The organism is Paenibacillus sp. TAB_01 (genome assembly GCF_043945595.1).
In the GTDB taxonomy this organism is placed as follows: domain Bacteria; phylum Bacillota; class Bacilli; order Paenibacillales; family NBRC-103111; genus Paenibacillus_S.
Window position 1 is genome coordinate 1,552,164 of record NZ_JBIFNP010000001.1, and the last position, 14,606, is coordinate 1,566,769.

Annotated in this window: 9 protein-coding genes and 2 pseudogenes; all 11 read left to right on the plus strand. The window is 51.5% G+C overall.

What is annotated here, in order from left to right:
* Nucleotides 1-287 precede the first annotated feature (287 nt).
* The 11 genes and pseudogenes from ACHHV8_RS07425 (at nt 288) to ACHHV8_RS07475 (ending at nt 14,602) form a co-directional block, all read left to right on the plus strand.
* Nucleotides 288-2,393, plus strand: a complete 2,106-nt coding sequence (locus ACHHV8_RS07425; RefSeq protein ID WP_395157709.1) for a helix-turn-helix domain-containing protein — start codon at nt 288-290, stop codon at nt 2,391-2,393.
* Between the two features lie 306 nt (nt 2,394-2,699).
* Nucleotides 2,700-3,656 (plus strand): ABC transporter permease, encoded by a 957-nt coding sequence (locus ACHHV8_RS07430; protein ID WP_395157710.1) that lies wholly within the window; start codon nt 2,700-2,702, stop codon nt 3,654-3,656.
* 38 nt (nt 3,657-3,694) lie between these two features.
* The gene (locus ACHHV8_RS07435) at nt 3,695-4,576 is read left to right on the plus strand and encodes a carbohydrate ABC transporter permease (protein WP_395157711.1); all 882 of its coding nucleotides are present in this window, start codon (nt 3,695-3,697) and stop codon (nt 4,574-4,576) included.
* A gap of 65 nt (nt 4,577-4,641) precedes the next feature.
* Nucleotides 4,642-5,545: pseudogene (locus ACHHV8_RS07440) on the plus strand (NAD(P)-dependent oxidoreductase).
* 195 nt (nt 5,546-5,740) lie between these two features.
* On the plus strand, nt 5,741-7,714 hold the full coding sequence (locus tag ACHHV8_RS07445) for a hypothetical protein (protein WP_395157712.1): 1,974 nt from the start codon (nt 5,741-5,743) through the stop codon (nt 7,712-7,714).
* A 34-nt stretch (nt 7,715-7,748) separates the two neighbouring features.
* Nucleotides 7,749-9,008 carry a nickel-dependent lactate racemase gene (larA, locus tag ACHHV8_RS07450; RefSeq protein WP_395157713.1) on the plus strand — a complete coding sequence of 420 codons (1,260 nt, stop codon included), beginning with the start codon at nt 7,749-7,751 and terminating at the stop codon, nt 9,006-9,008.
* A gap of 396 nt (nt 9,009-9,404) precedes the next feature.
* Nucleotides 9,405-11,711: a helix-turn-helix domain-containing protein gene (locus ACHHV8_RS07455; protein WP_395157714.1), complete on the plus strand. Its 2,307-nt coding sequence runs from the start codon at nt 9,405-9,407 to the stop codon at nt 11,709-11,711.
* 212 nt (nt 11,712-11,923) lie between these two features.
* Nucleotides 11,924-12,328, plus strand: a complete 405-nt coding sequence (locus tag ACHHV8_RS07460; protein WP_395157715.1) for a glycosyl hydrolase family 28-related protein — start codon at nt 11,924-11,926, stop codon at nt 12,326-12,328.
* On the plus strand, nt 12,289-13,287 hold the full coding sequence (locus ACHHV8_RS07465) for a glycoside hydrolase family 28 protein (protein ID WP_395157716.1): 999 nt from the start codon (nt 12,289-12,291) through the stop codon (nt 13,285-13,287). Before ACHHV8_RS07460 ends, ACHHV8_RS07465 begins: the two co-directional genes overlap by 40 nt.
* Before the next feature lie 7 nt (nt 13,288-13,294).
* Nucleotides 13,295-13,468 (plus strand): hypothetical protein, encoded by a 174-nt coding sequence (locus ACHHV8_RS07470; RefSeq protein ID WP_395157717.1) that lies wholly within the window; start codon nt 13,295-13,297, stop codon nt 13,466-13,468.
* Nucleotides 13,469-13,668: 200 nt separating this feature from the next.
* A pseudogene (locus tag ACHHV8_RS07475) lies at nt 13,669-14,602 on the plus strand (ABC transporter permease).
* The last annotated feature ends 4 nt before the right edge of the window (nt 14,603-14,606 follow it).

Consider the following 14,606-nt stretch of genomic DNA (forward strand, 5'->3'; position numbering starts at 1 on the left):
TCATCATGGGAGAGAGAGAAGTATACTTAGACAGTACGATCACGCGATTGATGTGGGGGGCATTATGATTAACTGGATAAAACGCATTCTTCCTTCAGGTTCCAAGCATGTCAACAGTCATGGTAGGTATTTGCATAAGCTGATATGGCTTGGCTGTATATCCGTGTGCATTCCTTTAATACTGGCTAGCGCAGTATACTATCAATTTTCTATGAACCGGGCCCAAGAGCAAATCTTGAGTGAAAGCACTTCCTCGTTATCCGTGATGAAGTGACCGGGCGGAGCGGATGCTTCAGGCTATTGAGCAGGAATCGCTTCAGCTTGCCGTAGACCCGAGTCTGACCAACTTCTTTCTGGAGCCCGATCAGGGCAACAGCTGGCTGTGGCATCGGGATTTCCTGGATAAAATTATGCTTGTGAAAAACAGCGACAGCTTCATTAATGAAATTTCTTTTTACAATACGGTGGAGAATGTGGTGCTTTCCAACCGGTACGGCGTTATCGATAAGGAGGATTATCCTTACCGGGAGGACATTGAGCGGATACTCGCCAGCGGAGAGCTGTCCCAATGGGTTTATCTGCCGCAGGCGCAGAAGGACGGATACGTCACCTTTGCCCGGTTGATCCCGAACCTGGGAGGAGGCCAGGCGCAGGGGGTTCTCTCTTTAGAAATCGAAAGCTCCGCCTTCAGCGAATTTATGGACTCCGATACGTATTTGCTTCCGGAAGGCCAGCAATTGTTCATCGTCCATCATAAACGCGTCCCGGGCAGCGAGGAGCTTGGCTATGACCAGGCGATTGCTTTGCTGGAAGGGCTGGACAGTCTGGACCGCATTCAGGAGCAGGGGCATAATTCGGGCAGCTTTACAGCCAGCGGGATTGACGGGAAGCCGGCGAATTTTCTGTATACCCAAAATATTTACGGCCGGATTTACGTAACGATCGTGCCTGAGCAGATGCTTGCCAAGCAGGTTAACTGGATTCGCGGTGTAACCCTGCTGTTCTTAATTATTTTTATTTCGTTCGGCGTGATTCTGACTTACTTCAATTCGAAGCGCGCATACAATCCGATTGGACAATTGATGAATCATAGTAAGGCACTGCGTATTGGTCAAATTCAAAGCAATGAAAATGAAATCGATTACATTAAAGAATGTCTTGATTTTTTGAACAAGGAGACGGAAAAGCTGGGTGGTTTTATGGCTAGCATCCAACCGACACTGAGGGAGAAGTTTCTTCAGCAGCTGATCAGCGGCGAATATTTGCGAAAAGAGCCGCTGCTCCGCGATTGCGAAGCTAACGGGGTATCCGTGCAGGCGACCAGCGTCGTTCTTATCGTAGACGCCGATAATATCGCCAAGGAGAACCGGTTCCGGCCGGAGGAAAAGGGAATCATCGCATTCGTCATTTCCAATGTGATGCAGGAGCTTCTTCAGAATCATCCGGGTATGCGCGGGTATGCTATCCCGGACCGGGGCCGCGGTGTGGCGCTGCTCCAGTTCGGAGCGGATACGGAGCAGGAGGACATGCTTCTGCTGACCTCCGCCTACGCGGAATCGGTCTGCGACTCGCTAAAGGAGCATTTGTCGATGAAGGCCTCGGTCGGCGTCGGGCGCTTTTACTTCCATATCGAGGATGTGCCGGTTTCCTGCAAGGAAGCGGAGAACGCGCTGCAGTACCGGATATTCAACCAAACGGAGCGGGTTCTGTTCATTGAGCATCTGGAGAATGAGAAGAAGCAGGCGGCCTTCCGCTATCCGCGTGAGTATGAAACGGCGATCATTCATGCGCTGGAGCAGGGCGAGCTGGATAAGGCGGCGGAGGGACTGTCCGCTTTTGCCGAGACGATCCGGGCTTCCCAGTCTTACCGTTCGATTTATCAAAGCTATAATCTGCTGCTGTCCGCGCTGATTACCTCTCTGGAGAAGCAGGGGGCCAGCCTGCTGGACATTTTGGAGCATGACTGGTACGGGCAGCTGCAAACAAGGCAGACCTCCCAGGAAATCATCGACTGGTTCGCAGGAAGCCTGTTCCCGTTCTATGTCTGGCTGACGGACAACTACCGCACTGAATCGGGACAGTCGGTCATTCAACAGGTCTGCAAGCATATTCGCGACAACTGCGGCAGCGATCTGTCTCTGGTGCAGTGCGCAGAGCAAGTGGGCCTAAGCCCATCTTATTTAAGCCGGCTGTTTAAGAAAGAGATGGGTGTGAACTTCCTCGATTTTGTCGTCGAGTGCAAGGTGGAGGAGGCCAAACGGCTGTTGACGGAGACCGATCATAACGTCAGTGAAATCGCTGCCGCCGTAGGTTACTCCGAACGGAACCTGAACCGGATTTTTCAACGCTTTATCAAGGTATCTCCGAGCACGTTCCGGACGCGCCAGCGGTGATGCTGCGGATGCGAAGATTTCCCTTATCCGCTTGTCTATTTCTATAAAGTGAGCGGCGGCGGTTTCCCTGATTTTCCGGGGCGAGCCGCCGCCGTTTGCTGCTTCCGAGAGCCGGATTGACGGCAGGCTGGCCGGACACTTTTTGCGGTAAAGACAATAATTGACGTCCGTTCGGCCAAGACGGATCGGCTCAAAAATTGTCTATTGGCTGCCTTGCGGCCCGGATCTATACTGAACCTAATCATGGAAGGGTTTACATGAATGAACCTTCGCCGTTGAAGATACGAATATTTCAGAGAGAGGTGCATGAAGATGCAGTCAACTGCAGGGGTTAACACCAAGGGCGCGGCGCGGGTCCGATCCCGGGGCTGGATGATATGGTCCAGACACAAATATGTATACATGCTTGCTGTACCCGGAGTCTTATACTTCCTTTTATTCAAATTCGTTCCGATGTGGGGGCTTCTGCTCGCCTTCATGGAGTACAACCCGTATGCCGGCGTCAGCGGCAGCGAGTGGGTAGGGCTGAAGCATTTCAACGAGCTGTTCTCCGACCCGAGCTTCTATATCATGCTTCGCAACACGTTCGCGATTAATATTTTCGGTCTGATCTTTATGTTTCCGGTTCCTATCGTGCTGGCCGTTATGCTGAATGAAGTAAGACACGAAGCATTTAAGCGCTTTAATCAATCGATCGTTTATTTGCCCCACTTTCTATCCTGGGTTGTCGTCGTCAGCTTGACCTTCTTCATCCTTTCCTCGGATGTGGGGATTATCAACAAGCTTATCTCCGAAGCGGGATATGAGCCGATTCCTTTCTTGTCCAATCCGAATTATTTTTGGGCGCTGATCACGGCGCAGAATATGTGGAAGGAAGCAGGCTGGGGAACGATCATCTTCCTGGCCGCCATTGCGGGGGTAGACCCGCAGCGTTATGAAGCCGCCGTCATGGACGGAGCAAGCCGCTGGAGACAGATCTGGCATATTACTTTGCCGGCGATCCGGCCGACTATCATTATTTTATTGATTCTGCGCCTGGGTCATATGGCGGATGTCGGCTTCGAGCAGGTGCTGCTGATGATGAATCCGCTCGTCTCCTCCGTTGCTGAAGTGTTCGATACGTATGCGTATACGATCGGCGTGCTGAATGGCCAGATCAGTACCGGGGTAACGGTCGGTATGTTCAAAGGAGTCGTCGGCCTGGTGCTCGTGCTCGTCTCGAACTATATTGTGAAAAAACTCGGGCATGAAGGGATCTATTGATCGCTGTCTGCCTTAATACCGACAAGGAGGATTGAAGCATGAGCTTTGTAGCCCAAAAGAAAGCGACCGTGTTCGATTATGTCAATTATTCATTGCTGGCGCTGATCTCACTGGTCTGTCTGTTTCCGTTTGTTTATGTATTCAGCGTATCGTTCACCGATCCGAAGGTGTATATTCCGCTTAAATTTTATCTCTTCCCGGATCAATGGTCGCTGTCCGCATATAAATACATTTTGTCGACCAACAGCTTTATCAACGCGCTAAAAAGCACCGTGTTCATCACGGTCGTCGGAACATTCCTTAATCTCATCGTTTCTTTCAGCTTCGCTTATGTTCTGACCAAAAAATCGCTGCCGGGCCGCTCGGTGCTGCTCGGGGCCGTCATCTTTACACTGGTGTTCAACGCCGGGATTTTGCCGGGGTATCTGCTCGTGAAGCAGCTGGGCCTGCTGAATTCCTCCTGGTCGCTCATCTGGCCAAGCTTGACAAGCGCCTGGAGCCTGCTTGTTATCAAGAGCTTCCTGGAGTCGCATCCGCCGGAGCTGGAGGAATCCGCCCGGATGGACGGATGTACTGAAATCGGCGTCTTTCTGCGGATTATCATTCCGTTATCAATGCCGGCGATTGCGGCGTTTACCTTGTTTTTCGCCGTATCCCACTGGAACACCTATTTCAATGCGCTGATTTATATTTCGGATTCAAAGAAATGGACATTGCAGGTGCTGATCAAGACGCTGGTTATCGATTCCGATTCGAACGGCGTAGGCCAGGCGGGCGCGGGCGGCGACGACCGGGTCGTACCGCAGGAAACGATCCGCATGGCGGCAATCATGCTGGCTATGGCACCGATCTTGCTCGTGTACCCGTTCCTGCAAAAGCATTTTGCCAAAGGGGTTATGCTGGGCTCCGTCAAGGGATGATCCGCTTCCAGCGGTTACCAGCCGTTAGTTGTTAGTCGAATAACAATTTAAAGGAGAACAAAGATATGAATTCAATCGCAGAACATGCCGCCGTAGGCTTTATCGGACTTGGCGTGATGGGTAAAAGCATGGCCCGCAACCTGATGAAGGCGGGGTATCAGCTTCACGTATTTACCAGAACGAAGAGCAAAGCGGAGGAGCCTGCTGCAGGAAGGCGCAGTGTGGCACGACAGCGCTGCCGATGTGGCACGTCATGCCGATGCCGTTATTACGATGGTCGAATACCCGCGCGACGTAGAGGAGCTGGTGCTGGGATCTTCCGGTATCGCTTCGGCCGCCAAGCCGGGCGCTTATATTATCGATATGACGACCTCCAGCCCGGCTTTGGCCGCCCGGATTTACGAGGAGACGCGCCAGCGGGGACTTCATGCGCTGGATGCGCCGGTATCGGGCGGAGACATCGGGGCGAAGAACGGGAAGCTGTCCATCATGGTCGGGGGAGACCCGGAAGCGTTCCAATCCGTGCTGCCGATCTTTCGGGCCATGGGCTCCAACATCGTGTATCAGGGTCCTGCCGGGGCGGGACAGCACACGAAGCTGTGCAATCAGATTGCGATCGCTTCCAATATGATGGGGGTTTCCGAAGCAATTGTCTATGCCGAGCGGTCGGGTCTTGATCCGGCCAATGTGCTGAAGAGCATCGAATCCGGCGCTGCGGGCAGCTGGTCGTTGAGCCAGCTGGCGCCGAAGATGATCAGCGGGGATTACGAGCCGGGCTTTTATATCAAGCATATGATCAAAGATCTGGGCATTGCCCTGCAGTCCGCAGAGGATATGGGGCTGGAGCTGTACGGCTTGTCGCAGGCCAAGCGTCTGTACGAGCAGCTGGCTTCGTCCGGTGACGAAAACAAAGGAACGCAGGCGCTGATTCAATTATACCGGCGGGCCTTGCTGGCTTCGAAAGCCTAGGCTGGAAGAGGGTTAGGGCCCTACGTGCAGCGGATACGGCTGCAGATTCACTATGCAGCTAAATAAAGAAGCGGGAGGCGAGCGTATGAAGCTTGTTTACGATCATAAGGATGACCTGGTCCGGTTCGGTATGGAGCAGGTCAAGAAAAGTCTGGAAAAGCAGGGCACATTTTATGTGGAACAGTTTAACGGACGGTGCCAGCGCTGGACCCGGAACGGGGCATCGTCGTACGGAGAGTTCCTATCCGTAAGGAGGACGCGGCCGAAGCGGAGCAGTCGTTCCGGCTGTACCGGACAGGGGAGCTGGTCCGGATCGAGGGAAGCGATTCCCGGGGGCTGCTGTACGGCTGCCTGGAATGGGCTGAACGGCTCGCGCGCGGAGCGGAGCTGGCGGACGGCGAGGAAATCCGCCGCAAGCCTGCGCTTCGCCTGCGCGGCATCAAGTTTAACCTGCCTTACGCTCCGTTCGACTCGGGCGATCCGTTTGTATTGAACGAGAAGACGTGCATGGATATCAACTTCTGGAAAGCGTATATCGACATGCTTGCGCTGAACCGGTATAACTGCCTCAGCCTGTGGTCGGAGCATCCGTATCATCTGATGGTCGTCTCTCCGAGGTTCAGAGACGCTAATCCTTACAGCGATTCGGAGATCGAGCGCAACATCCGTTTCTTCCGCGAGCTGTTCCGCTATGCGGCCAGCCGGGGCATCGACGTGTATCTGTTTACATGGAATATCCGTCTCACGCCGGAGGTGGCGCGCGGCTTGGGCCTGCCGGAGGCTGTTGGGGATTTCGGCAACATGTACGACAATCTCATTCACCGGGTAGGCTATCCGCTCAACCGGTTTCGCGGTGAATCCGAGATCATCCGCGACTATGTCCGCGAGATGGTGCTGCAGCTGCTGCTGACTTATCCGGAGCTGAAAGGGCTTGGGACGTCGGCGAGCGAATGGATGGACGGCAGCGGGTACGAACGGGAGAAATGGATTGTGGAAACGTATGTGGAAGCGATCAAGCAGTCGGGAAGAGACGTACCGTTCATTCACCGCACGAATATGCAGAATGCAGGTAAAGAAATCAAGGACATGGTGCAGACCCAGTTCGAGCCGGAGCAATTCCATATCAGCTGGAAATATTCCAACGCTCACTGCTATTCCCATCCGGAGCCCCAGTTTGAGAAGCTGTGGGGTGCCTGGGAAGGCATCGATTTGGAGCAAACGAACATTCTGTACACGGTCCGCAATGACGATGTCTTTACCCACCGTTGGGGCGATCCCGACTACGTCAGGGCTTATGTTAAGGGGATGCTGAAGCCTTATGTGAAAGGCTTTTACTGGGGCGCTGACGGTTACGTATGGGGAACCGATTTTCAGCATGTCGATCATGGGCATAAGACTTGGGAGTACGATTTTGAACGGCATCTGTTTCAATTCCAGCTGTGGGGCCGGCTGTCGTATGACCCGGAGACGAGCGACGAGGTATGGGTTCATCTGCTGGAAAGCCACTACGGGCCGGTTCACGCGCCGCTGTTCTTAGAGGGCCTGCGCAGCGCTTCCGCCGTCATCCCTGCGATTAACCGGCTGTTCTGGATTGATTACGATTTCCAGTGGCATCCGGAAAGCTGCCTGTCCGAGGTCAGCGGCTTCAAGACGATTCTCGATTTCGTCAACGGCAAGGCTATGCCTGGCATCAACGTAATGTCGGTTTCAGCCTATGCGGCAGCAGAGCACGAGAAGACATCGGACAAGGCTTCAGCAGAGGGTTATGAGACGCCTGTGGATATTATCGGGATATTGCGGCAAGCGGCGGAGCAGTCCGAGCGGACGGCGCTGAGGCTCTCGGAGGAGCTTGGAGAGCTGCGATGCGGCCATGCAGCCTGCACGCTTCATGATTTGTATGCTTATGTGGAGATGGCGCGGTATTACGCCTGCAAATTTGAAGCGGCATTGGAACTCAACCGGTTTAAACTCAATGGGAGTGTACAGCACAGGCTGGAAGCGGTATCATTATTGGAGCAGGCATCCTCGCATTGGGAGAAGCTCGGATATTATTGGAGTCTGCACAATAAGCCTTACTTTATGGCAAGAGTCAAGCGTACCTTCGGCTATCCTTATTACCTGGAAGAAGTGAAAGGGGACATTGCGCTGGCCCGCCAATTCGAAGGCTGAAAGAAACCGGATAAAGTCTGAAGGAGGAAATGACTTGAAAGTTGAGCTGCTGTACGGCAAAGGCGTGCTGCCCGTTGAGGTGCCGGATCACTCGGTGCTGATCGAACCCCGCTATCTGTCCGGTCTGGAGGACGAGAAGCAGGCCGTATTGGGAGCGCTGCGCTATCCGATCGGAGCGCCCCCGCTTAGGCAGAGCGTGCGGGCGACGGATAAGGTGGCTATCGTCATCAGCGATTTGACAAGGCCGACGCCCAACCATAAGCTGGTGCCATGGCTGCTGGAGGAGCTGTCGCATGTTCCGCCCGAGCAGTTCGTCATTATTAACGGCACGGGGACGCACCGGGACCAGACGAGAGAAGAATTCGTGCAGATGCTGGGCAGTGAGGTCGTGGACCGGATTCGCGTCATTAATCATCATTGCCACAACAAAGAGGAGCTGGTCAAGGTCGGCGTCAGCTCGTTCGGCTGCGATGTTTATCTGAACCGGGAATATGTGGAGGCCGACGTCCGCATCGTTACCGGCTTTATCGAGCCGCACTTTTTCGCCGGCTTCTCCGGCGGGCCAAAAGGCATTATGCCGGGTATTGCCGGCATCGAGACGATCCTGACATTCCATAACGCACGGATGATCGGAGACCCGCTGGCCACCTGGGGCAATATGACCGATAATCCGCTGCAGGACATGGCCCGCGAAGTGAACCGGATGTGCAAGCCTCATTTTGTGCTTAATGTGACCTTGAATAAAGACAAGGAAATTACGGCTGTATTCGCGGGCGAGCTGATTGAGACCCATGACCGGGGCTGCGCATTCGTCAAGGAGCACGCTATGGTACCGGTGGAGGAGCGGTTCGACGTAGTCATTACTTCCAATTCAGGCTACCCGCTGGATCAGAACCTGTACCAGGCCGTGAAGGGGATGAGCGCCGCCCACAAGATCGTCAAGCAGGGCGGTGCGATCCTGTGTGCGGCCGAGTGCTCGGACGGTATTCCAGCGCACGGCTACTACTTCGAAATTTTGAAAATGCGTCGGACGCCGCAGGAGCTGCTGGAGCTCATTCATGACCCGACTTTTCAGAAGTTCGATCAATGGCAGGTCCAGAAGCAGGCCGTCGTTATGACCTGGGCTGATGTGTATATGTACTCTTCCCTGCTGGACGAGGAGGTTCGCAGCGCCATGCTGAAGCCGGTCAGCCATATCGAAACGGCCCTCGAGCAGTTGAAAACCGTATACGGCGAGCAGATGTCCGTCGCGGTGCTGCCCATGGGGCCGTTGACCATTCCGTATGTGCGTTGAAATAAGTCAGATACCCTTAATTGGAGTATCTGGCTTGTTTTTTTGCTTACGGTGGGTTGTTCGAAGCTCGTTCTGAACTGCCCGGGTGAGTCCTTGCCGGCAAATGAGAGGACTCATGTGGGGTGACAAAAACATAGTCTCATTAGAAGCCGCGTAAATCGTGGCTTTTATATTTTATGGGAGCAAGTTTTTGTCAAAGCACTGACAAGAACTTGCTCTTATTCCCGGCAAAACTGATTCTAACGATCTTGTTAAGCAAATGTGTGTGAAATATATCAATGACATGTGGTAATATATTCTCATCTTATCATGCTCAGAGTGATATATAATAGTAGAATGAGAATACGTTTACATTGAAATTTCGACTTGCTGAGGAATTAAGGAGTGCATTCGAATATGTCCAGACTCTTTTCATCGAAGTACTTAATTCGCCTTCTGCTGCTTACTCTTCTGATCGGGACGATACCCGTAGTGGCGTTGGGGAGTCTGTCATTTATACGTGCCAAAGACAGCATTCAGGAAAAGGTCATTGAGAGCAACATGCAGTTGTTGCAGCAAACACAGCTTAACGTTGAGCAGGTTCTTCAGCTGTTTGAGAATCTGATGACTCAGTACATCTCCACTTCAACCGTGAACATCGCATTACAGACACCTTTTACACCGGATAATTTTGTGTTGATGAATGAGCTTTCAGCCGGTCTTAACAAACTGCAGCCGTATGAGCTGGGGATTCATGACGTACAAGTCGTGAACCTTGATCTTGAATGGGTGCTATCCAATCAAGGTTTTGGCACCTTGAATGAATCACCAATGAAGGGAGCTATCTTGGACTATGCTGCGTCGAAGGAGAAGTCCTTCTGGAAAACGATTGTTCCACTAACAACAAATTTGGAAGCACAGACTAACGAACCTCTGAACACAGCCGCGGCAGGAATCCGGCTTATCAAAAAACTGCCAATCAACAGGACTATCAGCTCGGGTTTAATTATCGGAGAAATATCTCGCAATAAATTGGAGAAGCTGGTCTTTAATGAAGCGAAGGAGCGGGAAACCGTGATTCTCGACGCGGATTTTAAACCGCTGACACAGCATTCAGGCAGTGTAATGAAATCGGAGAATGAGTTGGACCAGGCCGTCGAGAAGATTCAGCATACAACGGATGCAACTCGGGGATATTTTACGTTCAAAACGAATCAACAAACGATTGGTGTAAATTATACGAAGTCCGCCTATAACGGCTGGTATTATTTATCTTTTGCCTCATTGAGTGACATCACTAAGGATTCCCGCTCGATCGGATGGTACACTTTTTATATCTCGGCAGGTACATTCGCCCTCATTTTACTTTTGGCATGGATTGGCTCCAAGCAATTGTACATGCCGATTCGCCGGGTGTTCTCCGTGGCTGCGGGTGACGAAATTATCAATAAGCCCCAGGATACGGATGAACTGAAATTCATCGGCGACCAAATTCATCTGCTGAGAACATCCCAGACTCATATGAAAGATCAGCTGCGTATTCATTCCAAGCAATTGGAAGCGTTTTTTATCCTCAGGCTGCTCCAGGGAGAAGGCAGGCCCAGCGAGACGCGCGAGCGGTGGAATCAATTCGGCTATGACCCGACGCCAGGTCTATTAGCTGTAGTGAATGCAGAAATTGATACGCTTGAGAATACAAGATACGGTGAGCGGGATAGGGATTTGTTGCTTTTTGCCATCAACAACATAGCCAGCGAGCTGATACCTCTCAATCGTCGGCTTTTACCGGTAGTGATGATCGACAACCAAGTGACCATTTGCAGGGGAGCTGGAGAGACACCTCAGGAATTCGAAAAACAGCTGTGTGCTTATGCGGAACAGATCCAAAAGACGGTTGATGAAATATTGGGTTTGCAAATAAGCATCGGCATCAGCAGACCTTATCAGGATATCAATGAAACTCATCAGGCGTACAAGGAAAGCTTGGAGGCGCTTAAATACCGGGTACGCTTCGGAGATCAGGTCATTTTGCCTTTTCAAAACGTGCTGCCTGACACTCAAATTGCGGTAGCTTACCCCGATTGGTTGGAAAAAGAGCTAATTGATGCCGTGAAGATGGAAGAGCGGGACAAAGCAAGGGAATTGCTGAGCGAATTTGTGCAAAAGGCGATTCAGGATAACCCGCGCTATTATGATTTACAAATGGTGCTGACCCGCCTGCTGATCGACCTCATGAGGGAATGGCAGGATGCCGGGGAAACGGTGAATGCGCTTCAGGCAACCGGCAAGCCTCTTCAGGAGCATCTGCTTGAGCTCAGGACGGCGGAGGAGATTGAGGTGTGGTTTTACCATGATGTGATTGAGCCGATGATTGTATCGCTCCGTCATAAATGGGAAAGTCGGCATCAGAAGATTTCGGAGCGCATGCTGGAAATGATTCATAATGAATTCGATTCCGGCTTGACGTTGGAGCTGTGCGCTTCCCGCTTGAACTATCATCCCAATTACATCAAGACCGTTTTCCGTAAGGAGACGGGAAGTAACTTCAGTGACTATTTATCCAAATACCGCCTTACCATCGCCAAGCAATGGCTGGTGGGAACCGATTTAAAAATTAGCGAAATTGCTGAAAAGCTCCAATATCAGAATTCGCAGAATTTTATCCGGTACTTCCGCAAAATGGAAGACATGACACCAGGGCAATATCGCGAAAAGCACAGGTAAAGGCGGTAATATATATTAAACAGGACCTGGCGACGATCTCACGATCTTTCGCCGGGTCACTTCTCTTTTAGTGAAGCTGCCGTGAAGATTATTTGCACTGCTTCTTTGATTATTGCGCGCTTTAAATCCAGTTCCTGCCACAGGGATTGTCGACAGAAATTCAAATAATGATTACGGTAATATCAACGCTAAGGAATGAAGGGATGGGAGAGATGAATTTGATTACGTATAACATACGCGATTTCGGGGCTGCGGGCGACGCGGTGACCAAGGATACGAAGAGCATTCAGGCTGCGATTGATACCTGCTCTGAGCAGGGTGGAGGTACCGTTATTGTACCGAAAGGGGGATATTTGACCGGCACGCTCTTGCTGAAGCAGAATGTCAATCTGCATTTGGAAGCCGCCGCACGCCTCATCAGCAGTATGGAGGAACAGGATTTTGATCCGGATCCGCACATTGGGAGACGTGGACTGATATGTGCACGTCATGTAAATAACATCTCGGTAACCGGTGCAGGCATCATCGATGGACAGGGCCCCGTTTTTTGGAAGAGGACGATGGATGCGGTGATCATGTGCTTCTTCCGCTGCAGGAATTCCGTCCGAAGCTCATAGATCTGGAAGGCTGCGCCAATGTCCTGTTCCGCGACGTGACCTTATACCATGCATCCTCATGGTGCCTGCATTTGACCGGCTGCCAGCGGGTGAATGTGCATGGCATTACCATTCTCGGTCAGCTGCGTGGTCCGAACAACGATGGAATCGACCCGGACAGCTGCCGCGACGTGCATATTTCGAATTGTCATATCGAGGCGGGCGACGACTGTATCGTTCTGAAAACAACGAAGCATGGAGCGGCGCTTTATGGGGCTTGTGAGAATATTACCGTAAGCAATTGCACGCTCGTGTCTCGCTCGTGCGCTTTGAAAATCGGAACGGAAACGTATGCCGATATCCGGAATGTCGTATTTCAAAACTGCGTGATCCGTAACTCAAATCGCGGCATGGGCGTATGGTCCCGAAACGGAGGAACGATTGAAAATATTTTGTTTTCCAATATAATCGTGGAAACAAGGCTGTTCAGTGATGAGTTCGAGCAGACGCGCAAGCGCAAATGGTGGGGCAAGGGCGAGCCGATCTTCGTCTCGGCGGAACGCCGCCGCGAGCCAGATGCAGGCACACCGGGAATTATCCGTAATATCCGTTTTGACCACATCCTAGCTGAAGGCGAGAATGCCGTTTATTTGGAGGGCTCGGAGGACTGCCTGATCGAGGGAATAGCCATTCGGAATATGAAGTTGACGATGAAGCAGCGAAGTCCTTACCCCGGCGGTGTATTCGATACGAATCCTACAGCCCGAGGCGTGTTCGCACATCCGATCCCGGCGATCTTCTGCCGTTACGGCAAGGATATCTCGCTATGTGATGTGGAAATCGAATGGAGCGGTGCGTATAAACGCTCATTGGAAGCAGGCGCTGTACGGCGAGCATCTGGACAAGCTGTCCTTGATTCAATTCAGAGGTGCGCCTGCCCAGATAGATGGAACAGCCATCGAATTGAAGCAGGTGAATGAATTATCGGTGGAGCAATCTAAGGCCCTTCGGGGAACTAGAACGTTTTTGGAGCTGGAACAGGTGGAACCGGAGAACCTTTTTGTAGTGGGCAATGATTTCGCGAGAGCCGGGACAGCTATCCGGTTTACCGATGGCACGAATCCTGAATTCTATGCGGCCGCAAACCGTATGCCGGAGTGATTATCCGACCTGCTCAACTGATTATCAACAAGAGAAAGCTCCCAAAACCCGCTAAAAACAAGGGTTTGCGGTAATGATCTGCTATTGTGATTGTCGACAGGAATTATGCGGGCGGGTAACATGAGAATCGATCCGAGGAACAAGCAAGGATACCATGACTAACAGACAGGAGGAGAGGATACTTGGAGATGACCAAAGCAATGGCTCGACCGAGAGCGTTTTCAAACAAAAATGTCTTTCTAAGACGCTTAAAGCGTCAGCGCTGGTTCTATATTATGCTTTTTCCAGGTCTGCTGTATTTATTAATTTATAAGTATGTGCCCATGTGGGGGGTTCTCATTGCATTTCAGGATTATCAGCCGTTCCAGGGTTTTTTCGGAAGCAACTGGGTGGGGCTCAAGCATTTCGAAACCTTCTTTTCAGATGAGGCTTTCTGGATGCTGTTCCGGAATACCTTTATTCTGGCGGTGTACAATATTTTGTTCTTCTTCCCGTTACCCATTCTTATTGCGTTACTGCTGAATGAAGTGCGCAAGGATATTTTCAAACGTTTCATTCAGACGCTAATTTATATTCCTCATTTTGTTTCGTGGGTGGTTGTCGTCGGAATCAGCTTCCTTTTCTTCTCTACGGAAGACGGCATCGTTAACAACATGTTGAACAGTATAGGAAGTGAGCCGGTTAACTTCCTGCTTAGCAAGGATTGGTTCCGTACGATCATTACCTCGCAGGTTATGTGGAAGGAGACAGGGTGGGGGCAGCATCATCTTTCTTGCAGCGCTGGCGGGAGTCGATCCTCAGCTCTATGAGGCAGCGCGAATCGACGGAGCCAACCGCTGGCAGCAAATGTGGCATATCACGCTGCCTTCCATCCGAAGCACGATTATTATATTGCTTATATTAAGGATCGGCAGTTTTATGGATTCCGGCTTTGAGCAGATCTTCCTTATGGTCAACCCGATGAACCGTGATGTAGGGGAAGTGTTCGATACGTACGTATACAGCACAGGGATCTCTCAAGGGAAATTCAGCTACAGCACTGCAGTAGGGATGTTTAAATCAATAGTCGGACTCGTTCTGGTGGTGCTTGCGAATAAGCTGGCCAAACGGTTCGGCGAGGATGGAATTTACTAATAAG

Coding starts and splice junctions, on each gene's coding strand:
- ACHHV8_RS07425 (WP_395157709.1), top strand. CDS start 288: ATGCTTCAGGCTATTGAGCAGGAATCGCTTCAGCTTGCCGTAGACCCG.
- ACHHV8_RS07430 (WP_395157710.1), top strand. CDS start 2,700: ATGAAGATGCAGTCAACTGCAGGGGTTAACACCAAGGGCGCGGCGCGG.
- ACHHV8_RS07435 (WP_395157711.1), top strand. CDS start 3,695: ATGAGCTTTGTAGCCCAAAAGAAAGCGACCGTGTTCGATTATGTCAAT.
- ACHHV8_RS07455 (WP_395157714.1), top strand. CDS start 9,405: ATGTCCAGACTCTTTTCATCGAAGTACTTAATTCGCCTTCTGCTGCTT.
- ACHHV8_RS07460 (WP_395157715.1), top strand. CDS start 11,924: ATGAATTTGATTACGTATAACATACGCGATTTCGGGGCTGCGGGCGAC.